General features: G+C 70.1%; 22 protein-coding genes. 15 read left to right on the forward strand and 7 right to left on the reverse strand.

The window, feature by feature from the left end:
* The first annotated feature begins 14 nt into the window (after positions 1–14).
* Positions 15–1,148 carry a thiamine-phosphate kinase gene (gene thiL / locus F8O03_RS15130; protein WP_151424595.1) on the forward strand — a complete coding sequence of 378 codons (1,134 nt, stop codon included), beginning with the start codon at positions 15–17 and terminating at the stop codon, positions 1,146–1,148.
* On the opposite strand, the gene rsmD is transcribed toward thiL, so the two are convergent.
* The gene (gene rsmD, locus F8O03_RS15135) at positions 1,097–1,708 is read right to left on the reverse strand and encodes a 16S rRNA (guanine(966)-N(2))-methyltransferase RsmD (protein WP_151424596.1); all 612 of its coding nucleotides are present in this window, start codon (positions 1,706–1,708) and stop codon (positions 1,097–1,099) included. The two genes, thiL and rsmD, sit on opposite strands and share 52 nt — an antisense overlap.
* A gap of 106 nt (positions 1,709–1,814) precedes the next feature.
* On the opposite strand from rsmD, the gene F8O03_RS15140 reads away from it, so the two are divergent.
* From F8O03_RS15140 to mutM, 10 genes are all read left to right on the forward strand, one after another.
* The gene (locus F8O03_RS15140; protein WP_151424597.1) at positions 1,815–2,858 is read left to right on the forward strand and encodes an AAA family ATPase; all 1,044 of its coding nucleotides are present in this window, start codon (positions 1,815–1,817) and stop codon (positions 2,856–2,858) included.
* A 3-nt stretch (positions 2,859–2,861) separates the two neighbouring features.
* The gene (locus F8O03_RS15145; protein ID WP_151424598.1) at positions 2,862–4,175 is read left to right on the forward strand and encodes a DUF58 domain-containing protein; all 1,314 of its coding nucleotides are present in this window, start codon (positions 2,862–2,864) and stop codon (positions 4,173–4,175) included.
* Positions 4,172–6,610 (forward strand): transglutaminase TgpA family protein, encoded by a 2,439-nt coding sequence (locus F8O03_RS15150; RefSeq protein WP_151424599.1) that lies wholly within the window; start codon positions 4,172–4,174, stop codon positions 6,608–6,610. The genes F8O03_RS15145 and F8O03_RS15150 overlap by 4 nt, the downstream gene beginning before the upstream one ends.
* Positions 6,610–8,760, forward strand: a complete 2,151-nt coding sequence (locus F8O03_RS15155; RefSeq protein ID WP_151424600.1) for an ATP-dependent DNA helicase RecG — start codon at positions 6,610–6,612, stop codon at positions 8,758–8,760. Before F8O03_RS15150 ends, F8O03_RS15155 begins: the two co-directional genes overlap by 1 nt.
* A 91-nt stretch (positions 8,761–8,851) precedes the next feature.
* Entirely contained in the window at positions 8,852–9,598 is a 747-nt protein-coding gene (locus tag F8O03_RS15160) for a copper resistance CopC family protein (RefSeq protein ID WP_151424601.1), read from the forward strand.
* A 108-nt stretch (positions 9,599–9,706) separates the two neighbouring features.
* Complete coding sequence (gene coaD / locus F8O03_RS15165; protein WP_104252466.1) at positions 9,707–10,207, forward strand: pantetheine-phosphate adenylyltransferase; 501 nt, start codon at positions 9,707–9,709, stop codon at positions 10,205–10,207.
* 43 nt (positions 10,208–10,250) lie between these two features.
* Positions 10,251–10,871, forward strand: coding sequence for a YceD family protein (locus F8O03_RS15170; RefSeq protein ID WP_244296316.1), 621 nt, complete (start codon positions 10,251–10,253; stop codon positions 10,869–10,871).
* Between the two features lie 41 nt (positions 10,872–10,912).
* Entirely contained in the window at positions 10,913–11,116 is a 204-nt protein-coding gene (gene rpmF / locus F8O03_RS15175) for a 50S ribosomal protein L32 (protein ID WP_068484295.1), read from the forward strand.
* A 10-nt stretch (positions 11,117–11,126) separates the two neighbouring features.
* Positions 11,127–11,873, forward strand: coding sequence for a ribonuclease III (rnc, locus tag F8O03_RS15180; RefSeq protein ID WP_151424603.1), 747 nt, complete (start codon positions 11,127–11,129; stop codon positions 11,871–11,873).
* Positions 11,874–11,875: 2 nt separating this feature from the next.
* Positions 11,876–12,745 carry a bifunctional DNA-formamidopyrimidine glycosylase/DNA-(apurinic or apyrimidinic site) lyase gene (mutM, locus tag F8O03_RS15185; RefSeq protein ID WP_151424604.1) on the forward strand — a complete coding sequence of 290 codons (870 nt, stop codon included), beginning with the start codon at positions 11,876–11,878 and terminating at the stop codon, positions 12,743–12,745.
* A gap of 44 nt (positions 12,746–12,789) precedes the next feature.
* On the opposite strand, the gene F8O03_RS15190 is transcribed toward mutM, so the two are convergent.
* Positions 12,790–13,512 (reverse strand): MBL fold metallo-hydrolase, encoded by a 723-nt coding sequence (locus F8O03_RS15190; protein ID WP_151424605.1) that lies wholly within the window; start codon positions 13,510–13,512, stop codon positions 12,790–12,792.
* Between the two features lie 53 nt (positions 13,513–13,565).
* Here F8O03_RS15190 and F8O03_RS15195 point away from each other — a divergent pair, with 53 nt between their 5' ends.
* Complete coding sequence (locus tag F8O03_RS15195) at positions 13,566–14,105, forward strand: TetR/AcrR family transcriptional regulator (protein ID WP_151424606.1); 540 nt, start codon at positions 13,566–13,568, stop codon at positions 14,103–14,105.
* 213 nt (positions 14,106–14,318) lie between these two features.
* Here the strand turns inward: F8O03_RS15195 and rnhA are convergent, their stop codons facing one another.
* The 3 genes from rnhA to F8O03_RS15210 all read right to left on the reverse strand — a co-directional run bounded on the left by rnhA (position 14,319) and on the right by F8O03_RS15210 (position 16,802).
* Positions 14,319–14,768 (reverse strand): ribonuclease HI, encoded by a 450-nt coding sequence (gene rnhA, locus F8O03_RS15200; protein ID WP_151424607.1) that lies wholly within the window; start codon positions 14,766–14,768, stop codon positions 14,319–14,321.
* A 74-nt stretch (positions 14,769–14,842) separates the two neighbouring features.
* Positions 14,843–15,544, reverse strand: a complete 702-nt coding sequence (locus F8O03_RS15205) for a class I SAM-dependent methyltransferase (RefSeq protein ID WP_151424608.1) — start codon at positions 15,542–15,544, stop codon at positions 14,843–14,845.
* A gap of 154 nt (positions 15,545–15,698) precedes the next feature.
* Positions 15,699–16,802, reverse strand: coding sequence for a GNAT family N-acetyltransferase (locus tag F8O03_RS15210; protein ID WP_151424609.1), 1,104 nt, complete (start codon positions 16,800–16,802; stop codon positions 15,699–15,701).
* A gap of 140 nt (positions 16,803–16,942) precedes the next feature.
* Here F8O03_RS15210 and F8O03_RS15215 point away from each other — a divergent pair, with 140 nt between their 5' ends.
* Positions 16,943–20,725, forward strand: coding sequence for an AAA family ATPase (locus F8O03_RS15215; protein WP_151424610.1), 3,783 nt, complete (start codon positions 16,943–16,945; stop codon positions 20,723–20,725).
* Positions 20,726–20,938: 213 nt separating this feature from the next.
* Positions 20,939–23,560 (forward strand): DEAD/DEAH box helicase, encoded by a 2,622-nt coding sequence (locus F8O03_RS15220; RefSeq protein WP_151424611.1) that lies wholly within the window; start codon positions 20,939–20,941, stop codon positions 23,558–23,560.
* A 275-nt stretch (positions 23,561–23,835) separates the two neighbouring features.
* On the opposite strand, the gene F8O03_RS15225 is transcribed toward F8O03_RS15220, so the two are convergent.
* Positions 23,836–24,939 (reverse strand): TerC family protein, encoded by a 1,104-nt coding sequence (locus F8O03_RS15225; RefSeq protein WP_104252478.1) that lies wholly within the window; start codon positions 24,937–24,939, stop codon positions 23,836–23,838.
* A 232-nt stretch (positions 24,940–25,171) separates the two neighbouring features.
* Complete coding sequence (locus F8O03_RS15230) at positions 25,172–25,738, reverse strand: histidine phosphatase family protein (protein ID WP_151424612.1); 567 nt, start codon at positions 25,736–25,738, stop codon at positions 25,172–25,174.
* A 97-nt stretch (positions 25,739–25,835) separates the two neighbouring features.
* Here F8O03_RS15230 and ftsY point away from each other — a divergent pair, with 97 nt between their 5' ends.
* Positions 25,836–26,711 carry a signal recognition particle-docking protein FtsY gene (gene ftsY, locus F8O03_RS15235; RefSeq protein ID WP_104252480.1) on the forward strand — a complete coding sequence of 292 codons (876 nt, stop codon included), beginning with the start codon at positions 25,836–25,838 and terminating at the stop codon, positions 26,709–26,711.
* Positions 26,712–26,758 lie beyond the last annotated feature (47 nt).

Consider the following 26,758-nt stretch of genomic DNA (forward strand, 5'->3'; position numbering starts at 1 on the left):
GCTATCGTGAACGGGTGCCTGCCCTCCCCGACGAAGCCTCACGCCGTCCCGCCGCTGCCGCGTTCACGGTCGGCGAGTGCGGCGAAGCCGAGCTGCTGCGACGCATCCTCGCCAGAGTTCCTGCGGCCAGGGCCGGGGTGCTGGGGGCGGGCGACGACGCCGCCGTCCTGGCGGCCGGCGACGGGAAGGTCGTCATCACGACCGACCTCATGATCGAGGGGCCGGACTTCCGCCTCGCCTGGTCGTCGGCTCGCGACCTCGCCCGCAAGGCGTGTGCCTCGAACCTCGCCGACGTCGCGGCGATGGGGGCCGCCCCGACCGCCATCACCGTGGCGCTTGCGCTGCCCGGGCAGACGGCGGTCTCCTGGGTCGAGGAGCTGGCCGAGGGATTCGCCGAGGCGCTCGGCGAGATGGCCCCCGGGTGCGGTGTCATCGGCGGTGACCTCTCGACGAGCGAGCAGCTGGTGATCGCGATCACGGCGTTCGGAGACCTGCGCGGGGGAGACTCGGTGCGACGGTCCGGGGCCCAGCCCGGCGACGTCTTGGCTCTCAGCGGTCCCGCCGGACGCAGCGGCACCGGGCTCTCGCTGCTGTACGCGCTCGCCCGGGATCCCAGCGGGGAGGCGCTGGCGGAGGGCATCGCGGCCCTGCGCGATCGTGGCGAAGCCGTGGCGTCGGTGGTCGACTGGCATCTCGCGCCCACGATCGACGCCAGCCTGGGACTCGCGGCCAGGGACGCCGGGGCGTCGGCGATGATGGACGTCTCCGATGGCCTCCTTCTCGATTCCGCTCGGCTGGCCCGAGCCAGCGGCGTGCGGCTCGACGTCGAGACGGCTGCTCTCGCATCCGACGTCGAGGCGGTCGAGGCTGCGCTGAGCGCCGCGATGCCGGAGCTGGACGAGACCCAGCGGCGGGCGCGCGCCGTGGATCTCGTCGTCGTCGGCGGCGAGGACCACGGGCTGCTGGCGACCTTCCCCGCCTGGGCGACGCTGCCGGACGGGTTCCGCGTGATCGGGCAGGTGCATCCGCCGGCGGACGGGGCCGCGTCGGCGGTGCTCGTCGACGGCGAGGCGAGGGATCCGCGGGGCTGGGACCCCTACGCCTGGGACTTCTCGGCGCCTGATTCCTCGACGGGCGCGGCCTCGTAGCTGTAGACGATCGTCTCGCCGTACGCTTTACGGCGCAGCGGCTCGAAGCTGCGCGGAACGGTCGGCGCGGGGGAGCGCGAACCGCGTTCGAGCACGACGACCGCCTCGGGAGCCAGGTGCGGCACCAGTGCCTCGAGCGCCTCTGCGAGCTCTGCCTCGCCGAGGTCATATGGCGGGTCGATGAACACGAGCTCGAAGAGCTGGGCTGGGGGAGTGCGGAGGAAGCTGGCCACGGAGTTCTGCGCGACGCGCGTCGTCACCGTGCGGCGGCCCTGCTCGCGCGTCACGCGAGCGAGCAGCTCGGCGTTGGCGCGCAGCACGCTCGTGGCCGCCTTGGACTGCTCGACGAGCACGGCGCTGGATGCGCCCCGGCTGAGCGCCTCGAATGCGAGCGCCCCGGAACCCGCGTACAGGTCGAGCACGGCGACACCGCCGAGGTCGAGCAGCGACTCGAGCGACGAGAACATGGCCTCGCGGACTCGATCGCTCGTGGGGCGCGTGCCGCTCTTGGGGACGTTGAGCGAATGGCCCCTGGCGGCTCCTGCGATGATGCGTGTCACGCAGCGATCGTAGCCGCGGGGTCGCATCGGCGCGCACAGCCGCGAGCTTCTGGCCGAACTTGTCGGGGGTGCGTGGAATGATGGGCACTTGAATTCGGAGGTGGCCATGGAATACGGCAACAGCGGGGAAACCCGGGGGGCGACAGCCTCGCCCACGACGTCGACTGGGCGCGATCGCGCATCCAACGCGGCTGTCGCGTTGCAGGATGGCGCTCGTCAGATCCGCGAGAGCGTGTCGTCGGTCATCTCGGGCAAGGACGAGCAGGTGCACCTCGCCGTCGTCGTGCTCCTCGCTGGCGGTCACCTGCTGGTGGAGGATGTGCCAGGCGTCGGCAAGACGGTGCTCGCGAAGACGCTCGCGGCGGCGATGGACTCGAGCGTGAGCCGCATCCAGTTCACCCCTGACCTCCTGCCGTCGGACGTCACGGGTGTCGCGATCTACGACCAGGTCGAACGCCGCTTCGAGTTCCAGCAGGGCCCGGTGTTCGCGAACGTCGTCATCGGCGACGAGATCAACCGCGCCTCCCCGAAGACCCAGTCGGCGCTCCTCGAGTGCATGGAAGAGGGCCAGGTCACGGTCGACGGCGTCACGCACAAGCTCCCAGCGCCCTTCACGGTGTTCGCCACGCAGAACCCTTCGGAGATGGAAGGCACGTACGCCCTCCCGGAGGCGCAGCGAGACCGCTTCATGGCGCGGATGTCGATGGGCTACCCCGAGCGCGATGACGAGCTCGCGATGGTCGACCGCCGCGACTCGAGCGACCCGCTCGCCAGCGTGCGCGCCTCGCTGAGCGCGACCGACGTGTCGACCATGATCGAGCAGGCCGCGCGAATCTACGTGGCCCCCGCCATCAAGCAGTACATCGTCGACCTCGCGAGGGCCACTCGCGAGCATCCCGATGTGCGCGTCGGCGTGAGCCCCCGCGCCACCCTGCATCTTGTCCGCGCCTCGCGCGCGGCCGCTGCGGTGGCCGGGCGCGACTTCGTCGTGCCGGACGACGTGGCGAAGCTCGTCGGTCCCGTCTTCGCGCACCGGCTCGTGCTGAGCGCCCGCGGGTCGAGGGGCACCGCCGCGTCTGCATCCGCCGCCCGCATCATCGATCAGATCTCGCAGCAGATCGCCGTCCCAACGAGCGCGGCGACCGCGTAGCGCGTGGCGACGAAGCGCATCGAGAGGCGGCTGAGACCCACCAGCCGAGCCATCGGCCTGGTGGTGGTCGGCGTGCTGCTCGGAGCCGCCGCCGTGGTCTTCGGCCGTGGCGAGCTGCTCGCCCTCGGTGGGTTCCTCGTCGTGCTGCCCCTCGTCGCCTACGTGCTTCGCCTCATCTGGCGTCCGCGCCTCGAAGCCGAGCGCACGATCTACCCGACGACGCTCGCGGTGGGTGATCGGATGCGTGTGGTCACGGAGGTCCGCAACCGGTCCTGGATCGCGCTCGAGCCGAGTTCCTACCTGGACCTGCTGCCTGGCGCGGAGCCGTCCAGCGTCGGCGGCGTGCTGCCGGCGATCGGCTCACGCATCAACCGCAACGAAGACAAGCGGCGCCGCCGGGTCGCCTACGGGGTGGATTCGATGCGGCGCGGAGTCCACGAGGTCGGGCCCCTGTTCTTCGACAACATGGACGGCCTCGGCCTGACCCGTCGAGTCCTGAAGATCGGTGAGGCGACCGAGGTCGAGGTGTGGCCTCGCGTCGTCGACCTGCCCGCGATGTCGGTGCCGAGCGGCAAGAGCGGCGGTGAGGTCGAGGCCGGTGTCGCGCAGTCGGGCGACTCCGACGACGTGCTCACCCGCGACTACCGACGAGGGGACCCGCTGCGACGCATCCACTGGCGTGCGACGGCGCACGCGGGGGAGCTTCGCGTCCGGCAGGAGGAGCACCACGCCGAGGACACCTCCGTGGTGATCCTCGACACGAGCGGGGCACCCGAGGTCGAGGAGCCGAAGGCGCCGATGACGATCATCGACCTCATGAACGAGCAAGCCGGTCCGATGACTGCCGTGGATGCGGAGTTCGAGCTCGCGGTCTCCCTCGCCGCCTCGGTGCTCGCACGCTTCCACCGATTCGGGTACGAGACCGAGCTCTTCGAGACGCACGCCGCTCTCGACGGTGACGCCGAGAGCACGCGCACCCCGTCGGAGGAGGCCCTCGAAGGGGTCATGCGTCGACTCATGCTGACGCAGCCCGACGCTGAGCGCCGGGAAGCCTGCGCCGAGGTGGTCGACGACATCTCCAGGGTGGCGCGCACGCCCGTCGTCTACGTGCACCGTCACCTGAGCGGCGACGGCCTGGCCGCCATCCGCTCGCTCTCGTCGGTCGCCTCGCCCGCCCTTGCCCTCATCGTCTCCGACGAGCCCGTGCCCCCGGCAACCCTGACGTCGTTCACGGAAGCCGGCTGGAACGTCGCCGTCTACTCACCCACCCGCGCCCGGCCGTTCTCGCCCGTGCTGGAGCTGGAGGCCACCGCATGAGCGCGCAAGCCACGACCACGGCGCAGATGCGCCGCCGCCAAGGCTGGAAGGGCACCCCTGGCGCCAACGGCTCCTGGGTGGTCACCGTCTCGCTCGCCGTCCTGATCTTCAGCGCGACGAACCTGCTGTGGCCGATCTTCGACACCAACACGTGGTCGGCGAAGGCCATCGTCCTGGTCACGATCATGCTCGGGGCCGCCGCGCTCGTTCGCACCTTCACGGGGTCGCAGCTGTGGGCGCTCATCGCCTCGATCGTGGGCGGCGCGATCGTTCTCGTGGGCTTCACGGGGCGAGGCTCTCCGCGGGCGACGGTCGAGGGCTGGGGTGTGCTGGCCGAGCAGCTCGTCGAGCAGCTGCGCTCCGACGCGGCCCCATTGCGTGAGACCGACGCCATGACGACGCTCGTGCTCATCGGCGTCGCGATCATCGTGGTGCTCTGCGACTTCTTCGTGTTCGGCATCCGGGGTCGCTCCCTCGCGATGCTGCCGCTGCTCGCGTTCCCGCTCATCCCGATGGCCCTCGGCATCGACGCGTTCGACGGGTGGGCGTACGTCTTCGCCGCGTTGGCGCTCGCGGTGTTCCTCTATGCGGTGTCGAGCTGGCACCAGCGTGTGCACGACGAGGAGCTCTCGTATCAGGGCTTCCTCGTGGACAGCAGGGGCCTGGCCGGTCTCGGCGGCGCGCTCGGCGTCACCGCGGTGTCGCTGGTTGCCGTCCTCGTCGCCTCGACCGTCGTCCCCGCGCCGACCGGCATCGACGCGATTCGGCAGACGTCCACCGCCGGGCTGTCCACGAACCGGGCGAATCCCATCATCGACCTCGGCGAAGACCTTCGGCGCAACAACGCGGTCGAGGTGCTCCGCTACGCGACGACCACGGACCAGGGCTCGCTGCCGTACCTGACGCTGCAGACGCTCAGCGACCTGAACGGCAGCGACGACTGGACCCCCGGCGCGTTCGACGGGAACGTGGCGATCGACGGGAGCGAGCTGCCCCTCCCGACCGGTGTCTCCGCCGGGGCGCAGTCCAGCGAGTTCACGACGCGCATCGTGCTCAACGACGGCGTGAGCTCGTTCCTCCCGCGACCCGGTTTCGCGGCCAGCATCGTCGACCTCCAGGGGGAGTTCCTCCTCGAAGAACAGACCGGTGACGTGCGCAGCGCGAACGACGAAGCCCTGGCGCAGAACTACGAGATCCAGACGGTGGTGCCGACCCCGAGCTTCGAGACCATCTCGCAGCTCGAGGTCGATGTGCCGCCCGAACTCGAACCGCTCACGCAGGTGCCGGACGAGCCGAGTGCCGACCGCATTCGGGACGTGCTCGCCGGAATCGTCGACGAGAACGCCCCGGCAGGGACGCAGGCGCTGCAGCTCCAGGCGTTCTTCGCCAAGGGCTTCGCGTACTCGGAGACCGCGCCCGTCCAACAGGGCTACGACGGCACGAGCCTCGACGTCATCGCCGCCTTCCTGGACGCACGAGCGGGGTACTGCGTGCACTACGCGTCAGCGATGGCGGTCATGGCACGCATGCTCGGCATCCCCTCGCGCATCGGCGTCGGCTTCACGCCTGGCTCCGCAGGGGAGCTGAACGCCGAGGGGCAGCCCGTGTACACCGTCACGAGCGACCAGCTCCACGCGTGGGCAGAGCTCTACCTGCCCGGGCACGGCTGGGTCATGTTCGAGACGACGCCGGCTGGTGCGCTCGGAAACCTCGTCGCGCCCGGCCCTGGCGAGACGACCGCGCCGACGATCGACCCGTTCGAGACGACGACGCCGACACCGACGCCCGTCGAGACGCAGAGCACGGCGGCGCCGACCGTGCCACCGGAGACGCCGACGCCGACTCCGACCGATGGCACGCAAACCGCCGGAGACCAGGAGGGTGAGGAAGCGGGCATCGACCTCACCGCCGTGTTCGTCACGCTCGCAGTCATCGCCGGGGCGCTGGCGGTCATCGCGCTCCTGCTCATCCCAGCGTTCCTTCGCGCTGCCAGGCGCCGAGCGCGCCGAACTGCGGTCCTCACCGGGAGGCCCCCGCAGCATCCCAGCGCGGGAACCGCCGCTTGGCAGGAGATCTCCGAGAGCGCCGTCGACTACGGCGTCCGGCTCGCAACCGGCCTCACCCCCGAGGCGGTCGTCGCCGCCATCGCTGGCGCCTTCGAGACCCGACGCGACCCGGCAGACGCCCCTGCCTCCGCCACCGACCCCGCAGTCGCGGAGGTGGATGACGCCCGCTCCGCGCTCGATCGCATCCGAGTCGAGCATGAGCACGCCGCCTTCTCGGACCCGGGAGCCGGGGAGCAGCTGAGCGCGGGCGAGCGGTCGGCGCTCTGGAACGACGTCCTCGTGGTCCGGGCAGCGCTCCGGGCCGCGGCCGCGCCCGCCGTCCGTCGCCGGGCGGTGCTCGCCCCGGCCTCCCTGTCCGGAAGGCGCTGATGGACGGCTTCGACCTCGACACGCCGCTCGAGGACGTGCTCGGCAAGCGCGACGCTCAGCAGCTCAAGAAGCAGCTCGACGTGACGACGGTCGCCGGCATGCTCGAGCACTACCCACGCCGATACGCGCGCCGGGGTGAGATGACCGCCATCGAGTCGCTGCCGCTCGGAGAGCACGTCACCCTGGTCGCCCGCGTGCTCCGCGTCAGCGACCGGCAGATGCGGGCGCGCCGCGGTTCGATCCTGGAGGTCGAGATCACCGACGAGAAGGGCATCGTCTCGCTGACCTTCTTCAACCAGAGCTGGCGGGCGAAGCAGCTGCAGCCGGGCGTGACGGGCATCTTCTCCGGCAAGGCGTCGGCCTACCGGGGGGCCATCCAGCTCGCGCATCCCGAGTACGAGCTGTTCGAGAACGCGCCGCTCGAGGTCCTGTCGGAACGTCGAGACCAGTGGCTGAAGGAGCCGATCCCGATCTACCCGGCCACGGCCAGCCTCCCCACCTGGAAGGTCGCGGCCGCCGTCCAGGCGGTTCTCGAAGCGGTCCCGTTCCTGCGCGACCCGGTACCCGTCGAGACGCGCGCCATGTTCGGCATGTACAGTTACGACGAGGCGATGCGCGCCATCCACCAACCCGAGACGTTCAAACTGCTCGAACGGGCGCGGGAATCGCTGCGCTTCACCGAGGCCTACGTGCTGCAGGCCGCGCTGCTGCAGCGCCGCGCCATCTCCGAGCTCGTCGCCGCCCGGGCGAGAACCGACGACATCGGCCCCATGCTCGCGGCCTTCGACGAACGAGTGCCCTTCGAGCTCACCCCCGACCAGAAGACCGTCGGCCGGCAGATCGCGAAGGACCTCGCGCGTGGCGTGCCCATGCACCGCCTCGTGCAGGGCGAGGTCGGCTCCGGCAAGACGCTGGTCGCCCTGCGCGCGATGCTGCAGGTCGCCGATGCGGGCGGACAATCGGCCATGCTCGCTCCCACCGAGGTGCTCGCCTCCCAGCACTACCGCTCGATCATCGACTCGCTCGGGCCGGAGCTCGCCGAGCGCCTGAAGCCGACCCTCATCACCGGGAGCATGCCGAAAGCCGAGCGCAAGCGGGCCGCGCTCCGCGTCGTCGCCGGCGAGGCCAAGATCATCGTGGGCACCCACGCACTGCTCAGCGACGACGTCATGTTCGACGACCTCGGCCTCGTCATCGTCGACGAGCAGCACCGGTTCGGGGTCGAGCAGCGCGAGTCGCTGCGCGCCAAGGGCGCCCAGCCGCCGCACCTGCTCGTGCTCACCGCCACCCCCATCCCGCGCACGGTGGCCATGACCATCTTCGGCGACCTGGACATCTCGAGCATCGTGACGATGCCGAAGGGGCGCCAGAAGATCGAGACGTTCGTCGTCGCGACTCGCGAGCACCCGCACTGGCTCGAACGCGCCTGGCAGCGCGTCGCGGAAGAGGTCGACCGCGGGCGGCAGGCGTTTGTCGTGTGCCCGGCCATCGAGCCCTCCGAGCCCGCGGAGCCCGCCGAGGGCGAGGAGGCACCGCAGCCGGTCGCGGCCGTCATGGAGCTCGCCCCCACGCTCGCCGTGCATCCGCTGTTCGCGGGCAAGTGCGTCGCCGCCGTGCATGGGGCGATGCCGAGCGACGAGAAGGACGGCGCAATGCGGGCCTTCGCTGAGGGCAAGATCGATGTGCTCGTCGCCACGACCGTCATCGAGGTCGGCGTCAACGTGCCGAACGCGTCGGTCATGATCGTGATGGATGCAGACCGCTTCGGCGTCTCGCAGCTGCACCAGCTGCGCGGTCGCGTGGGGCGAGGGGAGCACCCGGGGCTGTGCCTGCTCGTCTCGAACTCCGAGGAGGAATCCACCGCCCGGGAGCGCATCAACGCGGTCGCGGAGACGCTCGACGGCTTCGAGCTCGCCGAGCGCGACCTCGAGCTGCGCCGCGAGGGCGACGTGCTCGGCACCGCACAATCCGGCGGGCGGACATCCCTGAAGCTGCTCCGGGTCATCGAGGACACGGACCTCATCCGTTCCGCGCGAGACGAAACCGCCCTGCTGATCAACGACGACTGGAGCTTGAAGCGGTGGCCGGACCTCAAGGCGGCCATAGGCCGGCACAGCTTCGAGGAGCGGGAGTTCCTCGGCAAGTCCTGACGGCCGCCGTCGGCGCCGTCGGAGGAACGGGGCTCGCCCAGACAGGTCCGCGCCAGGAGACGGGGTCAGACCCCTGGCCTACGATGGTCCGGTGACCTCTTCCTCCTCCGCGCGCTCGCTCCGCTTCGCCTCCCGCCTCATGATCGCCGCGATGCTGGCCTTCCTGGCGCTCGCGCTCGGGCTCGGGTCGCAGTACGCCTCCGCGCACGACTCACTGGTCGAGTCGAGCCCCTCCGCCGACGATGCTGTGGAGGTGGCCCCGGCGAGCGCGACCCTGACGTTCTCCGCGGAAGTGCAGTCAGAGGGCACGCTCGGGCCGCAGATCGAGCTCTTCGCGGTGAGCGCCGTGGAGGAGACCGCTGTTGATCTCGAGTCGCCCGCGACGGTGGACGGCACGGTTGTCGACCAGGTGCTCCCAGAGCTCGCCGCCGGAGACTACGCGCTCAACTGGCAGGTCGTCTCCTCCGACGGCCATCCCATCTCCGGCACCATCCCGTTCACCGTCTCCGTGGGCGTCGCCTCTGCGGAGGACACGCAGCCCTCCGCCTCCGCCTCCGCGTCTGCCGGTTTCGGAGCCGCGGAGAACACGGAGGGGTCCACGCTCACCAACAGCGACGCGGGAGCGACAGGCGCGGCAGAGCAGTCCAGCACCCCAGCTCCCGAGGACTCGGGGATCCCGCCGTGGGCCTGGGTGCTCATGGGGCTCGCCGGAGTCTCCGTCGTCCTCGTCTCCTTCCTGGTGTTCCGTCGCAAGGCCGCCGACCTCGAGGCGAGCCGCAAGCCGCAGGCCGACGAGCCGACGACCGACCCAGACGACGACACGCCCAACGCGCGCTGACGCTGAGCCGGCCCGCCGAGCGGCGTTCCGGCCCCGCGTTCCGCCCGCACGCGGCGACGCGGTGTTCCTGTGCCGTTCGCGCAGGAAGCGCCCCGTAGTCTTGTCCGCATGAGCAGAATCGCTGTTGTGCCCGGTTCGTTCGATCCGGTGACCCTTGGCCACCTCGATGTCATCCAGCGCGCCACCTCGGTCTTCGAGGAAGTGCACGTCGTCGTCGTGCACAACCCGGACAAGCACGCGCTCCTGCCCATCGCACGCCGGGTGGAGCTCATCGAGCAGGCCGTCTCGGCGAGCGGGATCCGCGGCAACGTCCGCGTCGCCTCGTGGAGCGTCGGCCTGCTGGTCGACTACTGCACCGACGTCGGCGCGAAGGTCATCGTGAAGGGCATCCGCTCGCAGGCCGACGTCACCTACGAGACGCCGATGGCGATCGTGAACCGCAACCTCGCCCGCGTCGAGACGATGTTCATGCTCCCCGACCCGAGCCACGCGCACGTGTCCAGCTCCCTGGTCCGTCAGGTGGCTGGCCTCGGGGGCGACGTCTCGCCGTACGTGCCGCGTGTCGTCTACGAGTACCTGCAGGGCGATACCGACACCTCCATCGAGTAGGGGTTTCGGGATGCACTCCGAGCCGAGGGCGTACAATCTCCCGGTGACTTCCTCTCCGTACCTCGTGAACATCGCGACCATCGTGGGCAAGGCCGGCACGATGCGAACGCTCGAGCTCGACTTCGACGCGCCTGAGCGCATCGGCGAAGGGCTCGGCTACATCGAGAAGGGCACGCCGATCGAGCTCGACGTGCGTCTTGAGGTCCTGCACGACGGCATTCTGGCGACCGCCAGCCTCGAGTCCCGGATGAGCGGGGAGTGCAGCCGGTGCCTGACGCCGCTGGACGAGCCGCTCCGGGTCGATTTCGCAGAGCTTTTCGCGTATGCTCGCGACGAAGCCCTCGAGTACGAGGTTCACGACGACACTGTCGACCTTGAACCGCCCGTTCGCGATGCGGTAGTGCTCGCACTGCCATTCCAGCCGGTTTGTCGGCCGGACTGCCTCGGCCTAGATCCCGAAACCGGCGAGAAGCTGGTGGAGCCGCTCGAAGAGCAGGCGCCCGCGGTTGACCCGCGTTGGGCGGCGTTGGCAGGGTTTGGCGCTTCAACAGAAGCAGCCGAGGAACCAGCAACGGGTTCTGAGGAAGTCGCGGGTCCTCGTGAGACAGAATCTCGTGAGGATGCGCGCAACCATGATTACAAGGGGGAGCCGGGCCAGAGATGAGCTCGCCTCCCTGCACGATGAAAGATGAAAGGTAGACGCCGATGGCTCTCCCCAAGCGCAAGATGAGCCGCTCGAACACGCGTTCGCGTCGTTCGCAGTGGAAGGCCTCTGTGCCGACCCTCGTCAAGACCGTTGAGAACGGCAAGGTCACCTACAGCCTCCCGCACCGCGCGAAGGTTGTCGAGGACGCAGCTGGCACTCCGCTGTTCTTCGAGTACAAGGGCCGCAAGGTCGCAGACGTCTGATCCTCGCGTCATGCACGACGTGAAGATCATCGACCCCGACGCCGCACCGTCAGCTGAGCTGGCAGGCGGCCTCGGGGTCGACTTCGTTCCCGCACTGCTCGAGCTCGCGTTGACCCACAGGTCGTACGCGGTCGAGAACGGCGGCATTCCCGACAATCAGCGCCTCGAGTTCCTCGGCGATTCGATTCTCGGGCAGGCGGTGACGGTCATGCTGTACCGCACGTACCCCGACTACACGGAGGGACAGCTGTCGCGCCTGCGCGCGTCCCTCGTCTCGACGGTGGCGCTGGCGGAGATCGCTCGGGGCATCGACCTCGGGAAGTATCTGCACCTGGGCCGCGGCGAGCACCTGACGGGTGGCAACAACAAGGACTCGGTGCTCGCCGACACGATGGAGGCGGTCATCGGGGCCGCCTATCTGTCCGCCGGTGTCGACGTCGCGACCGAGCTGATCCTGCGTCTGGTGGAGCCGAAGCTCGCCGTCGTGTGGCGCCTCGGCGCCGAGCAGGACCCGAAGACCGCTCTGCAGGAGCTCGCCGACACTCGCGGTGCCGAGCCGCCGAGGTACGAGGTCGAGGGATCCGGGCTCGAGCATGACCGCAGCTTCACCGCCACCGTGACGGTGCTGAAGAAGAAGCGCGTCCTCGCTCAGGCGAAGGGTGTCGGCACGAGCAAGAAGCAGGCCGAAGTGGCTGGGGCGCTCGCCGCGTGGCATCAGCTGAGCCGTGGCGACGACGTCGCCCCCTCGGTTTCCTAGCCGTGCCCGAGCTGCCTGAAGTCGAGGTCGTCCGCCTCGGCCTGGCTCCCGCCGTGACGGGGGCGTCCGTGTCGGCGGTCGAGGTGCTCGACGAGCGGTCCCTGCGCCGCCACCTCGGAGACTCGGTGCACTTCGTCGGCGCGCTCGAGGGTGCACGGTTCGAGGGCGTCTCGCGGCGGGGCAAGTACCTGTGGCTCCCGCTTGAGGGTCGCGAGGAGGCGCTGACCGCGCATCTGGGCATGAGCGGCCAGATGCTGCTGCGCACGCCGGATGCGCTCGACGACCGTCACCTGCGCGCGCGCATCCGGGTCGATGGCCCAGCTGGCGACCTCGTGGTGGCGTTCGCCGACCAGCGCGTCTTCGGGTCGCTGGCGATCGACCGGCTCGTGCCGACGCTGGACGTCGCGGGCGAGCACGTCCCGTCGCAGGTCGCGCACATCGCCCGGGACCCGCTCGACCCGCACTTCGACGACGACGCCTGGGCGGCCGCGCTGCTGCGACGGAAGACGGGCGTGAAGTCGGCGCTGCTGGACCAGACGCTCATCTCGGGGATCGGGAACATCTACGCCGACGAGGCGCTGTGGCGGGCGCGGCTGCACTACGCGCGCAACACGGCGGGGTTGTCGCCGTCCAAGGCGAGGGAATTGCTGCGGCACGTGCGCGAGGTGTTCGCGAAGGCGCTCGCCGAGGGCGGCACCTCCTTCGACGCCCAGTACGTCAACGTGAACGGGCAGGCCGGGTACTTCGCGCATTCGCTCAACGTGTACGGGCGTCAGGGGAAGCCCTGCCCGAGGTGCGGGCGGCCGATCGTGCGCGAGAAGTTTCAGAACCGGGGCTCGCACTTCTGCGAGAAGTGCCAGCGGGAGCGCTAGCCGTCACCAACCGCGACGTCGTGCTCCGCACGGACGCATCGCGGTCAGCGAGGGTCAGCTGCTGCCGACTCCACGGCCGCCACCGCCGCAGCCACGCCGTTGCTCCATGGGGCTCCGTGGCCGGGCAGCACCCACTTCGCTGTGGTGCTGACGATGGCGTGCAGGGACGCGATCGCCTGGGCGGGCTCGTCAGTGAACGGCGCCGGTTGCGGGCCGTCTGCACCGGTCAGCACGTGGCGGGTCGTGAGACCGTCGCCGACGAAGACGGCGTCGACTGTCGGCACGAAGACCGCGATGCTGCCCGCGGAGTGGCCCGGCATGCTGATGATCTGCGGGGAGCCGGGGAGGTCGAGGGTTTCGCCGCCCTGCACCTCGATGACCTCGGTCAGCCACTCGGTTCGTGCGCCACCCTTCCGGAGGGAGTAGGCGGCGAACCCGAGGAGGGGGCCGAACTTCATCGCCTGCTTCGCGGTCGCCGGCTTCGGGCCTCCCTTCGCCCGGTCCGCATCGGCGGCGTGCACGAAGACGGGCACGCCGTGGTCGCGGCGCAGGCGTTCCGCGAAGCCGACGTGGTCGGAGTCGCCGTGGGTGAGGACAACGCCCCGGACGTCGGCGACCGTGAGCCCAAGCGAGGCCAGCTCTGCGACGAGGTCACGCCAGTGGCCGGACAGGCCCGCGTCGATGACGGTCACTCCCTCTGGCGTCACGACGAGGTAGGCGGCCACGATGTCGTTGCCGATGCGGTGGAGCGAAGTGTCGAGTCTCATGATGGCTAACTTACGTAGCCATCATGGCTACTGTCAATAGCTATAGTGGAGGTATGCCGACACCGGACAGAACCTCCCTCGACGCCATCGTGCTCGCAGCCCGCGACCTCCTCGAGAGCGAGGGGCTCGCAGGCCTCAGCATGCAGGCGGTCGCCAGCCGCGTCGGGGTGCGCGCCCCGTCGTTGTACAAGCGGGTGGCCAACCGCGAGGAGCTCATCCAGCTCGTGGCGGAAGCGAGCCTGCTCGAGCTGGGGGAGCGGCTCGACGCCGCGAGCAGCCTCGAGGAGCTCGCCGACGAGTTCCGTGCCTTCGGCCACGAGCGGCCAGCCGCCTTCCAGCTGATCCTGACGCCGGGCGCGGGAACGCCCACGGCACGGCCAGAGTTCGGGGCGTCCGCCAGTCAGGGAATCCTGCGGTTAGCCGGTGAGGTCGCGGGTGAGCATCGGGCGCTCGAGGCCGCCCGCACGCTCACGGCCTGGGCCGCCGGCTTCGTGAGCATGGAGCTCAACCAGGGGTTCAATCTCGGCGGGGACGTCGACGAGGCGTGGCGTTTCGGGCTCGCGAGCATCGTCCGGGCCATCGGCACTGCATAGCCCGCGCGAGGAGCAGCGAGCGAGCGCCGCCGGTCGGCGTCGATCTGCTGCGCGTCGATGAACCCGTTCGGGAAGGCGTCGTGCGTGTGGGCCCGGTCCCACGAGTGCTCCTGCGAGGAGCCCCTTGCTTCGAGGTGGGCGATCACGCTGTTCCGCGAGAACTCGGTCACGGCGAGTGCTCAACGCTTCGATGGTGGCGGGACGCTGGTGAGGCTAGCGGCGGCCGAGTGCCTGGTCGACGCCCTTGTTCGCGAGCATGTCGGCGCGCTCGTTGCCGACGTCGCCTGAGTGGCCCTTCACCCAGTGCCACTCGATCGTGTGGCCGCTGTCCTCGACCAGCGCGTCGAGCTCCTTCCAGAGCTCCGCGTTCTTGACGGGCTGCTTCGAGGCGGTCTTCCACCCCTTCGCCTTCCAGCCCTTGATCCACTCGGTGATGCCCTTGCGGACGTACTGGCTGTCCAGGTAGAGCGCGACCGTGCACGGCTTCTTCAGCGCGCTGAGCCCCTCGATGACGGCCTTCAGCTCCATGCGGTTGTTCGTCGTGGTGAGCTCGCCGCCGAACAGCTCCTTCTCGTGGTCGCCCGACCTGAGCCACACGCCCCACCCGCCGGGGCCCGGGTTGCCCTTGCAGGCACCATCCGTGTACATCACAACATCGCTCACGTGCGTCCCTCGTCTCCGTCGCCAACCACGCAAGAGTAGTCGCGGGCGAAGCCGTGTGCAGATTCAGCGCAGATCTAGCGCAGTCGGCGCAGCAGCACCACGCTGTCCTCCAGCGTTCCCGGCGCTCCGTCGGGGGAGGTGACCTCGCGGGTGCGGAGCTCGGCGATCACCGTCTCCCACTCGTTGGCGGGCAGAGCCAGCTCGTCGATCTCGCGTTCGGGATGCACGAACAGGTGCGCGGGATGCTCGGAATTCTCCACCCACGACGGCGGGCCGGCGTGCGCGACGGTGAGGAGGTGGCCGCCGGGCGCGAGCATGCGGGCGGCCTCGCGGAGGATCTGCGTGCGTGGCAGGTGCACGGGCGACTGGAAGAAGCTCGCCGTCACGAGATCCAGCGGTTCGACCGGGCGCCACGTCTCGAGGTCGCCTGCCACGAAGTCGACCAGCGAGCCGTCCACGCGTGCAGCGCGGGCTGCCGCGCGTGCTCGCTCGATGGCGACCGTCGAGATGTCGATGCCCGTGACCCGCCAGCCCTGCTGAGCGAGCCAGATCGCGTCGCCGCCCTCACCGCATCCGAGGTCCAGAGCGCGGCCGGGCGTGAGCGTGCCTGCCACGCTCGCCAGGTTCGCGTTGACGCGGCCAGACCAGACCGCGGGCTTCGCCGTGTACAGCTCCTCCCAGAACTCGGTGGGGGCCTGCGGTTGTTCGGCCGTCGCGGCGGCGTCCGTGCTCGAAGCGTCGGGGGCGGCGGATGCGGGGTGGTGGTGCGAGGTCATGCGCTCAGCATGCGCACCCGCCCACCCATCCGCAACCCTGTTTGCTGGAACCGCAAGCGTCGACGTGTGGCCAGCTTGCGGGACGACGTGGATGGGCGGGGCGCGCACGGCCTGCCTGGGCGCGTTGGATCACGCAGGTTGGTCCGCTCGCTCGTCACAGCCGCTTCTGCCAGCCGCCCTCCGGCGCGAGCTGGACGAAGCCGAGCGCCTCGTTGACGCGCAGCATGTGCGCGTTCTCCTCCGCATTCCACGTGAAGACCCCCGTGCACTCCGGGTAGCGCCCGGCGAGCTGTTCGAGGTTGGCGGCCTTCACGAGCATCCCGAGCCGCCTGCCGCGGTGCGTCGACGTGACGAGCGTGTTGTCCTGCTGCGCTGGGCGCGTGGTGTCGTCGAGGTCGAGCTGCAGCATCGACTGGGCCACGAGGTGGCCGCTCGGGACGTGCAGCACCGCGGCGTTGAGGAACGTCGCGCCGGAAGCGAGCGCACGACGCTCCATCTGGGCGACGCGTTCGGCGTCCCAGTGCTCTTCGTCGACCTCGAGTTCGCCGGCTGGCGCGTCGACCGACATGTCGCCGTTGAGCCTCGCCAGGTCGTCGAGGTGGGCGGCATCGCTCTCACCCTCCCAGGTGAGCACACGGTAGTCGACGCCGGCCCGCGCCGTCGCGGCCTCGATGTGCGTGCGCAGGCTCTCGGCCGGCACGGGCAGGCGCAGCTCGCTGATGCGCTCGATCTGCCCGAGCTCCCAGCCGGTCTTCCACAGGAAGCGAGCGGCGGGGTCCGCCGTCGAGACGCTGCCGTGCCCGGTTGGCGCGGCCACCCGCTCGCCTCCAGGGGTGGGATGCTCGACCCAGGACTGCAGGAACGTGCGCCCGTCCGCCCGTGCGAGCTCCTCGAGGTGGTCCGCGACGAACGTGCCGATGCCTCGCCGCCTGGCAGGCGCATCCACGACGACGTGCGGGTACGCGTGCGTGGGGGAGTCGCGGGGCGAGACCATGAGCTTCGCCGCGGCGACCGCATGCTCGCCCGCGTCCTGCCCGTCGCCGCTCGGGAAGGCGAGGAACAGGCGACTCGTGACGGGGCCCGGCATGGTCCAGTCGGCGAGGATGCGCTGGCTCGTCTCGAGCAGACGGCCCTCGCCGTACGTGGCGGCGTATCCGGAGTTGACGATGTCGCGGAAGCGCTCGAGCAGGCGCCAGGCCTCCCCGTCTCGGGCCGACGCTGGCTCTGGAGGCGTGAGCTCCCGAATGAAGTAGTCCACTCCGGTACCGTAGCTGTCAGGCCAGGGCTCCGTGAGCCCCGCCAGCGCGCCGATCGGGGCGCCGCCACCCCAGTCCGAGCATCCAGTCCAGTCCGAGCACGAGCGAAGTCCGACCACCAGCGAGAGGCCAGCGAGCGCGCATGCATCTGAAGAGCCTCACGATGAAGGGCTTCAAGTCGTTTGCGCAACCCACGACCCTCGCGCTCGAACCCGGCGTGACCTGCGTCGTCGGGCCGAACGGCTCCGGCAAGTCGAACGTCGTGGACGCCCTCGCCTGGGTCATGGGGGAGCAGGGAGCCAAGAGCCTGCGCGGCGGCAAGATGGAGGACGTCATCTTCGCCGGCACCGCGACCCGCGGCCCGCTCGGCCGCGCCGAGGTGACCCTCACGATCGACAATGCCGACGGGATGCTCCCGATCGAGTACAGCGAGGTGACGATCCGTCGCACCCTGTTCCGCAACGGCGGATCCGAGTACGCGATCAACGGCGACGGCGTGCGCCTCCTCGACGTGCAGGAGCTGCTCAGCGACACGGGGCTCGGCAAGGAGATGCACGTCATCGTCGGGCAGGGCCGCCTCGACGCCGTGCTCCGAGCGACACCCGAGGAGCGACGCGGCTTCATCGAAGAGGCAGCAGGCATCCTCAAGCATCGGCGCCGCAAGGAGAAGACGGTGCGCAAGCTCGAGGCGATGGAGGCCAACCTCACGCGCCTCCGCGACCTCACCAACGAGGTGCGCCGCCAGCTGAAGCCCCTCTCGAGGCAGGCCGACATCGCCAGGCGCGCGCAGGGCATCCAGGCCATCGCCCGCGACGCCAAGGCGCGCCTCCTCGCCGACGACGTCGTGCAGCTGCGCGCCGCTCTGCGCCTCGCGACTGGCATCGAGCAGGAGCGGTCCGAGGAGCGGGTCGTGCTGCAGGAGAAGCTCACCGCAGCCCTCAACCGAGCCGAGCTGCTTGCTGCCGAGAATCGGGGAGACGCGGCCGACGGCGCCCGTCGGGTCGTGTTCGACCTCGAGAGCGTGCGTGAGCGCATCCAGAACCTCAACGCGCTCGCCGCCCAGCGCAAGGGGCTCCTCGTGTCGCGCCTCGAGTCGCCCGCGTTCGTGCCGACCGTGACCCTCGAGGCCGTGGACGTCGCACGCCGGGAGGCCGAGGTGCTCGTCGAGCGCGCCGCCGAGGCCGAGACGCTCTGGGAGGCGACAAAGATCGCGACCCGGGACGCACGCGCCGCGCTCGACCGCATCGACGTCGAGATCCAAGCCCAGGCGACGCGCATCTCCGCCTACGACCTCACCCGCAGCGAGCTGCGCGGCACCGCCGACACCGCCGCCTCGAAGCTCGCGTCCGTGCGCGGCGAGGTGCTCAGGCAGCGCAACGCCCGCGACGCAGCGAACGACCGCCTCGCGCAGGCCACGACGGCGAAAGAGCAGCTCGACGCGAGCGCTGCCCAGAGCGCCTCTGACTCGAGCGAGCTCGACGCCGCCTACAAGCGCGCCGAGGCCGCGCAGCGCGAGGCGGAGCAGCAGCTCGACGCCGGACGCACCAAGGCCCACGAGCTCGAGCGTGAACGTGACGCCCTCCAGGCCCGCGTGCAAGCGCTCACCCTCGCGACGGCCGCCAAGGACGGCACCGCGGCCCTCCTCGCCGCCCGCCTCGACGGCGTCGAAGGCCCCGTCGCCGAGCACCTCCGCATCGACGAGGGCTACGAGGCCGCCATCGCCGCGGCCCTCGGCTCGACGGCGGATGCGGTGCTCGCGAGCGACGCAGACGCCGCCTTCCGAGTGCTCGAGCATGCCACGGGGGAGAAGCTCGGCCTCGTCGAGGTGGTCGCCGAGTTGGGCGCTGCCGGCGCGGCGGCGACCCGCGCCGATGGCCGCACGCTTCCGGAAGGCCTGCGCCCCGCGGTCGAGCTCGTGCAGGCACCGCCCGCGATCGCCGCGCTCCTCGCCCGCGTCCACGTCAGCGAGACGCTCGACGAGGCACGCGCCGCGGTGGCAGCGCAGGCGTCCTCCGCCGACGCATCCGTGGCCGGAGCGGTGACCGTCGTCACCCGCGCAGGCGAGGTCGTGACGAGCACCTCGCTGCGCGGCGGATTCGCGGAGGAGGGGACGAGCCGACTCGAGCTGCTCGCGGCCCGCGATCGGGCATCCGCCCGGCTCGCGGTGGTCGCCGACGAGCTCGACCAGGCCGCGCTTGCGCTCGCCGAGCATCGCGCCGCAGCGCAGGCCGCGAAGACCGAGGCCAAGCGCACCCTCGACGCGCTCCGCGCCTTCGACGGCGCGCTCGCCGCAGAACGCGAGCAGCTCAACCGCGCCAGCGCGCGAGTGGATGCGGGCACGGCCGAGCTCGCGCGCGCCGCGAAGGCCTTCGACCTCGCCTCCGGCGGCGTCGAAGCGGCAGAACAGGCGGCCGCCGCGGCCAAGGCGGCGCTCGCGGAACACGAGGCGCTGCCCCGACCCGAACTCGACTCCTCGGCCCGGGCCGACGCCAACGCCGAAGTCGAGCGCGCCCGGGAGGCCGAGGTCGAGGCCCGGCTGCAGCTCGAGACGCTGCGTGAACGCTCCCGCAGCGAGCGCCTCCGCGCCGAGTCCCTCGAACGCCAGCTCGACGCCGACCGCCAGGCCGCAGACAAGGCCGCCCGTGAGACCGTCGTGCGTCGAGCGGAGCTCGCCCAGACCGAGCGTGTGCTCGCCGCCATCCCCCGCCTCGCCGCCGCCGTGCAGGAGTCGCTCGCCGAAGCCCAGCAGCAGCTCGCCGAAGCGGAGCGCGAGCGTGCCGCCCAGCACGAGGAACTCGGCCAGCTGCGGCAGACCGAGCAGCAGCTGCGCGCCCGCCTCAGTGAGATCACCGAGGACGTGCACTCGATCGAGCTGCAGATCTACGAGAAGAAGAGCTCGCTGCGCTCCACGCTCGAGCGCGCCGCGAGCGAGCTGCGCCTCGCCGAGGCCGTGCTCGTCGCCGAGTACGGGCCAGACCAGCTCGTGCCCGCCGACGACGACGCCCTCCGCGCGAAGGCCGAGCGCATCGCCTCCGCGCTCGCCGAGCAGCGAGCCAGGCACGAGGTCGCCGCCGACGGCTCATCCCAGGGTGCGGCTGGGGGCGCGGCCGCGCAGGCGAGCAGCGATGCCGGGGCCGAAGAGCCCGAGACCGGCGCGCGCGCCACCGACGCCGCGCTTGCCGAGCAGCTCGACGACGACCTCGCCGCGACGCTCGAAGAGGACGTCGAAGAGGAATTCGTCGGCGAGCCGTTCGTGCGCGCCGAGCAGCAGGCGCGTCTCGCGGCAGCCGAGCGCAAGATGTCCACGCTGGGCCGCATCAACCCGCTGGCCCTCGAGGAGTTCGCGGCCCTCGAGCAGCGGCACGCGTTCCTCGCCGACCAACTGGACGACCTCGCCGCGACGAAGGCCGACCTGCTGCGCATCGTCGGCGACATCGACGAGCGCATGCGCACCGTCTTCGAGGCGGCGTTCGAGGACACGAGGGAGGCCTTCCACACGGTCTTCCCCATCCTCTTCCCCGGCGGGTCGGGCGACATCACCCTCACCGCGCCAGATGACATGCTCACGACGGGCATCGAGGTGTCGGTGCGACCGGCCGGCAAGAAGATCGAGCGCCTCTCGCTGCTCTCGGGTGGGGAGCGCTCGCTCGCGGCCGTCGCCATCCTGGTGTCGATCTTCAAGGCGAGGCCGAGCCCGTTCTACATCATGGACGAGGTCGAGGCCGCCCTGGATGACGCCAACCTCGGCCGACTCCTCGCGGTGTTCGAGGAGCTGCGCGCCTCCAGCCAGCTCATCGTCATCACGCACCAGAAGCGCACGATGGAGATCGCGGATGCCCTCTACGGCGTCTCGATGCGCCAGGACGGCGTCTCCGCGGTCGTCGGCCAGCGCATCCAGCGCGACGAGGACCAGCCCGCCGCGTAACCCGCCCCGCCCCGCCCGCATCGCCCCGCCCTGCCCGCGTCGCGCCCGCGCAACCGGGATCACTGCCAGGCAAGAGGCCCGAATGGCGGCGCGGAAAAGGCCATTCGACTGGCAGCGATCGCGGGCGAACAACCGAGAACGGCCATCTGGCTGGCAGCGATCGCAGGAGGCTCCGCGCCGCCCCGGGCGCGCCGGCGTGGGACGATGGACCCAATGACTTCCGTCGACGGCACCTCCGCCCCAGCCCCCGCCACGCCCGAGCCCAAGCTGGGTCTCGTGACGCTCCTCCCGGACCCGTACGACGCCGACTCCATGTTCGAGGCGTTCGAACTGTGGACCACGAGCCGCGGCATCACGATGTACCCGGCGCAGGAGGAAGCCGTCATGGAGCTCGTCTCCGAGGCGCACGTCATCCTGTCCACGCCGACCGGCACCGGCAAGTCGCTCGTCGCGATCGCCGCCCACGCCGCGTGCCTCGCGCAGGGCGGCCGCAGCTACTACACGGCCCCCATCAAGGCGCTCGTGAGCGAGAAGTTCTTCGCGCTCGTCGAGATCTTCGGCGCCGCGAACGTCGGCATGGTCACGGGCGACAGCTCCGTGAACCCAGACGCGCCCATCATCTGCTGCACCGCCGAGATCCTCGCGAACCTCGCCCTGCGCCAGGGGTCCGACGCCGATGTCGACCAGGTGGTCATGGACGAGTTCCACTACTACGGCGACCCGGACCGCGGGTGGGCGTGGCAGCTGCCGCTGCTCATGCTTCCCGACGTGCAGTTCCTGCTCATGTCGGCGACGCTCGGCGACGTTACCGAGATCGTCGAGGACCTCGAGCGGCGAACGCAGCGCGATGTCTCCCTCGTGACCGGCGTCGAGCGCCCCGTGCCGCTCGACTTCTCGTACGTCGTCGCACCCACGCACGAGACCGTCGAGAAGCTCGTCGAGGAGCGCAAGACGCCCATCTACATCGTGCACTTCTCGCAGGCCGCCGCCATCGAGCGGGCGCAGGCGCTGTCGAGTCTCAAGGTCGTCGACCGTGCAGGCCGGGATGCGATCGCCGACGCCATCGGCGGGTTCCGGTTCACGACGGCGTTCGGCAAGGTGCTGTCGAGGTACGTCCGCGCCGGCATCGGCGTGCACCACGCTGGCATGCTGCCCCGTTACCGCCGCCTCGTCGAGACGCTCGCGCAGAAGGGGCTCCTGCGGGTCATCTGCGGCACCGACACGCTCGGTGTCGGCATCAACGTGCCCATCCGCACGGTGCTCATCACGGCCCTCGCCAAGTTCGACGGGCAGCGGATGCGGCACCTCTCGGCGCGTGAGTTCCACCAGATCGCGGGGCGCGCGGGCCGCGCCGGCTACGACACGGCCGGCACGGTTGTCGTCGAGGCGCCGGAGCACGAGATCGAGAACGCCGCCGCCGTCCGCAAGGCGGGTGACGACGAGAAGAAGCGCAAGCGCATCGTCAAGAAGAAGGCGCCGCAGGGCTTCGTGTCGTGGGGTGAGAAGTCCTTCGAGAAGCTCGTCTCCGCCGAGCCCGAGCCGCTCACCTCGCACATGCACATCACCGCGTCGATGATCATCAACGTCATCGCGCGCGGGGGAGACGTGTTCGGCAACGCGAAGAAGCTCGTCTACGACAACCACGAGAAGCCCGCCCGTCAGCGCGAGCTGGCGTTGCGCGCGATCGGCATCTTCCGCACGCTCGTGACGGCGGGTATCGTCGAGATCGGCAGGCAGGGGCGCATCACCCTCACCGTCGACCTGCAGGCGAACTTCGCGCTCAACCAACCGCTGTCTCCGTTTGCGCTCGCGGCCATCGAGCTGCTCGACCCTGACGCGGAGGCGGCCCCCGGTGACCGCGGCTCGGAGGAGAACACGAGCGGGGAGGGGGCCGTCGGCTCCGGCCACTACGCGCTCGACGTCGTCAGCATCATCGAGTCCACCCTTGACGACCCGCGTCCGGTGCTGTCGCAGCAGCAGTTCAAGGCTCGTGGCGAGGCGGTCGCGCAGATGAAGGCTGATGGCATCGAGTACGAGGAGCGCATGGAGCGGCTCGAGGAGATCACGCATCCCAAGCCGCTCGAGGGGCTTCTCGCGCAGTCGTTCGAGCTGTTCGCGCAGCACGAGCCGTGGGTGCGCGACTTCGAGCTCTCACCGAAGTCGGTGGTCCGCGACATGTTCGAGCGTGCCATGAGCTTCGCCGAGTACGTGAACTTCTACCAGCTCATGCGCAGCGAGGGGCTGGTGCTGCGCTATCTGAGCGACGCGTACAAGGCGACCCGCCAGACGGTGCCGGATGAGGCGAAGACGGAGGAGCTCCTCGACATCATCGAGTGGCTCGGCGAGCTGGTCCGCCAGGTCGACTCGAGCCTCATCGACGAGTGGGCGTCGCTGGTCGACCCGGAGCAGCAGGCCGCGAGCGACGAGCCCGTGGTGCCGCCGGCCCCGCCGAGCGTCGTCGGCAACCGCCGCGCGTTCACGGTGCTCGTGCGCAACGAGATGTTCCGCCGCGTTCAGCTCGCCGCCCTCCAGCGCGACGAGGCGCTCGCCGAGCTCGACCCGGACGTGGACTGGTCGAAGGCCCTCGACGACTACTTCGACGACCACGACACGATGGGGGTGGATGCTGCGGCTCGTTCGCCGAAGCTGCTCACGATCGACGACTCCGAGGGGCGCCAGTCTGGCGGCCTCTGGAGCGGCATGTGGCATGTGGAGCAGATCATCGACGACCCGGCGGGCGATCACGACTGGCGCATCCGCGCGGACGTCGACCTCGCCGAGTCGCACGAGGCCGGGGAAGCGGTCCTCCGCGTCACCGAGGTGACGCGCCTGTAGCCCCCGCGCCCCGCGGGGCCGCCAGCAGACCTGGGGCTTGTGCATGCCTCTGGCAGGGCCCGGGTGCGGCTGCCACAGGTCTGTGCTGGCGCCAGCTGCAGACCTGGGCCGCGCGCATCCGCAACGAGGCATTCGGATGCGCAGACCCCAAGTGTGTGCGGGCCGGCACCGGAGGACGTGTGGCTCGCAGAGGACTCTCCCGGGCCGGAACGACGAGAAACCGGATGCTCGCGACTGGCGCGTGCATCCGGTTTCGTCGTACTGGCGGCGGGTGCCTACCGGTGGTCGGGCTCGTGGCTCGCGACCGGAGCGGCGTCCGTGTCCTCCGCGGCCTCGGGCGTGGTGCCCTCGACGCCGGCAACCGCGGCCTCAGGGCCACCGGCGGCCGAGCCGACGGTGCTGGGTGCGTCGTCGCCCTTGGCGCGGGTGTAGATGATGCTCGCGATCGTCGCGACGATGAGGACGCCGAAGATGAATGTGAGCGACAGCCAGATCGGGATCTCGGGGATCCAGAGGAGCGGCTCGCCACCGTTGATGAACGGCAGCTCGTTCTCGTGGAGCGCATGGAACATGAGCTTCACGCCGATGAAGCCGAGGATGAACGCGAGGCCGAGGTCGAGGAACACGAGGCGCTCGAGGAGCCCGCCGATGAGGAAGTACAGCTGGCGGAGGCCCATGAGCGCGAATGCGTTCGCCATGAAGACGAGGTACGGCTCCTGCGTGATGCCGAAGATGGCGGGGATGGAGTCGAGCGCGAAGAGCAGGTCGGTGAAGCCGAGGGCCACGATGACGAGGATGAGCGGCGTCCAGACCTTCTTGCCGTTCTCGAGGATCTTCCATTTGTCGCCGTCGTAGTGCTCGCTGGCGGGGATGATCTTGCGGACGAGGCCGACCCACTTGGGCATCTCCGGCTCTTCGTCCTTGAAGGAGTCGATGGCCTGCTTGACGGCCATGTAGAGCAGCCAGGCGGCGAAGATGTAGAAGACGGAGACCCAGGCCTCGAGGATCGCGGCGCCCGCGATGATGAATGCGAAGCGCATGACGAGGGCGATGGCGATGCCGATGAGCAGCGCCTTCTGCTGCGCGATCTTCGGCACCTTGAAGCTCGTCATGATGATGAGGAAGATGAAGAGGTTGTCGACCGACAGCGCCTTCTCGGTGGTGTAGCCGGCGATGAACTCGCCCGCGTGCTGCCAGTCCCAGACGAAGCCGAGCGCCACCATGAAGACGACGGCGAGCGCGATGTAGAAGATCGACCACCAGCCGGCTTCCTTGAGGCTCGGCTCGTGTGGCGTCTTCACGTGGGTGAAGAAGTCGAAAACAAAGAAGCCGATGACCACGGCAATGGTCACCGCCCAGATCCAAATGGGAACGTCCACGGGTCCTCCGGAGGGGTGTGTTCGGCGAAGCGGCCGAAGGTCTCTTCCGTCGGCAGAAACCGACCGACGCGCCCGGGTGGCTGATGACAGTCACCGTGATGACGAGCGCGTCGCAGGAGGAATACTCCCCTTCAACGAAGCTCATCGTACACCGTGGATGGGGCGACGCCAGGGGCGGCGGTGAATCCGTCGCTCGAATCCGGGGTTCGCGTGCCTGCGTTCCCGGTGCCTGCTACGGCGTGGGGACGAGGGGGTACCCGTTGAGCAGCGTGACGACGAAGCCGCCTTCGGCGCCCGGCCGCAGGATGCTGAGTCCGAGGTTGCCGATGTGCGGCGCCTGGGCGCCGAGGATCGCGGTGAGGACGAGCCGGATGACGCTGCCGTGGCACACGATGAGCGAGTCCTCGTCCGGGTGGGCGGCCGCGACCTCGCCGATGGCGGCCAGCGATCGCTCGACGACCGCGGCTCGTGGTTCCACGGTGGGGTGGTCGAGTGGGCGGCGGGTGCCGTCTGGCATCCAGTACTTCTCACCTTCGAGGGCCCCGAAGCTGCGCTCGATGATGCCGGGCAGCAGGATCGGGGCACCGAGGCCCGTTCCCTCGCCGATGATCTCGGCCGTGACCCTCGCGCGGGAGAGCGGGGAGCTGTAGAGGTTGCTCCAGCCCTGACCCACGAGGAGCGCGGCTGCATCTCCCGCCTGGTCGAGGCCTCGCGAGTTCAATGGGATGTCGGTGGCGCCCTGGAGGAGGCCGGTCGCGTTCCACTCGGTTTCGCCGTGGCGGATGAGGCCGATGCGCATAGTGCTCCGTTCGAGGTTTCCACCCTCGCTGGCGAAGTTTCGCCGCTGGCTGAGGGGTCAGCACCCATGGTGTCAGAGCGCTGACTACGCTTGGCACATGGCTGAACGCACTCCCTGGTCACTGTCCGGCGCTCTGCGCGGCATGTTCGGCAGGCAGAAGATCGACGAGACGACGTGGGACGACCTCGAGGAGGCGCTGATCACGGCCGACTTCGGGCCCGACATCACCGACGAGATCGTCGAGCAGCTGCGCGAGCAGGTCGCCAGGTTCCACACGGAGGATCCGAAGGACCTGAAGCGGATGCTGCGCGAGCTCATCGAGGAGCGGCTCTCGAAGTTCGACACGACCCTGAACCTGCGCGAGCGCCCCGCGGTGACGCTCGTGGTCGGCGTGAACGGCGTCGGCAAGACCACCACGATCGGCAAGTTCGCGAACTTCCTGCGCATCAACGGACGCACCGTGGTCGTCGCGGCGGCCGATACGTTCCGTGCGGCCGCGGTCGAGCAGCTCTCGACGTGGGCGCAGCGTGCAGGCGCCGGTATCGTGCGTCCGCAGCAGCACGGGCAGGACCCCGCATCGGTTGCGTATCAGGCGGTCGAGATCGCGATGCGCGAGGGGCTCGAGATGGTCGTCATCGACACGGCCGGCCGTCTGCAGACGAAGAGCGGGCTCATGGACGAGCTGTCGAAGATCCGCCGGGTCGTCGAGAAGCTGGCGCCCGTCTCCGAGGTGCTGCTGGTGCTCGACGCGACGACCGGCCAGAACGGTGTCGCGCAGGCCGAGGCGTTCATCCAGCACGCCGGGGTCACGGGCCTCGTGGTCACGAAGCTCGACGGCTCGGCCAAGGGCGGCTTCGTGCTGGCCGTGCAGGAGCGAACTGGCCTGCCGATCAAGCTCATCGGGCAGGGCGAGGGCATCAACGACCTGGCAGGCTTCACGCCGCACGTCTTCGCGGAGAAGCTCGTCGGCTGAGGCCCGCCGTCGCCCAGTGCGGGGGAGTAGTGTGCCTCGCATCCGTG

Origin of the sequence: Pseudoclavibacter terrae (assembly GCF_008831075.1) — a bacterium.
Taxonomy (GTDB): domain Bacteria; phylum Actinomycetota; class Actinomycetes; order Actinomycetales; family Microbacteriaceae; genus Pseudoclavibacter; species Pseudoclavibacter terrae.

Coding starts and splice junctions, on each gene's coding strand:
- F8O03_RS15140 (WP_151424597.1), top strand. CDS start 1,815: ATGGAATACGGCAACAGCGGGGAAACCCGGGGGGCGACAGCCTCGCCC.
- F8O03_RS15150 (WP_151424599.1), top strand. CDS start 4,172: ATGAGCGCGCAAGCCACGACCACGGCGCAGATGCGCCGCCGCCAAGGC.
- F8O03_RS15155 (WP_151424600.1), top strand. CDS start 6,610: ATGGACGGCTTCGACCTCGACACGCCGCTCGAGGACGTGCTCGGCAAG.
- coaD (WP_104252466.1), top strand. CDS start 9,707: ATGAGCAGAATCGCTGTTGTGCCCGGTTCGTTCGATCCGGTGACCCTT.
- rpmF (WP_068484295.1), top strand. CDS start 10,913: ATGGCTCTCCCCAAGCGCAAGATGAGCCGCTCGAACACGCGTTCGCGT.
- rnc (WP_151424603.1), top strand. CDS start 11,127: ATGCACGACGTGAAGATCATCGACCCCGACGCCGCACCGTCAGCTGAG.
- F8O03_RS15190 (WP_151424605.1), bottom strand. CDS start 13,512: ATGAGACTCGACACTTCGCTCCACCGCATCGGCAACGACATCGTGGCC.
- F8O03_RS15195 (WP_151424606.1), top strand. CDS start 13,566: ATGCCGACACCGGACAGAACCTCCCTCGACGCCATCGTGCTCGCAGCC.
- F8O03_RS15205 (WP_151424608.1), bottom strand. CDS start 15,544: ATGACCTCGCACCACCACCCCGCATCCGCCGCCCCCGACGCTTCGAGC.
- F8O03_RS15215 (WP_151424610.1), top strand. CDS start 16,943: ATGCATCTGAAGAGCCTCACGATGAAGGGCTTCAAGTCGTTTGCGCAA.
- F8O03_RS15220 (WP_151424611.1), top strand. CDS start 20,939: ATGACTTCCGTCGACGGCACCTCCGCCCCAGCCCCCGCCACGCCCGAG.
- F8O03_RS15230 (WP_151424612.1), bottom strand. CDS start 25,738: ATGCGCATCGGCCTCATCCGCCACGGCGAAACCGAGTGGAACGCGACC.
- ftsY (WP_104252480.1), top strand. CDS start 25,836: ATGGCTGAACGCACTCCCTGGTCACTGTCCGGCGCTCTGCGCGGCATG.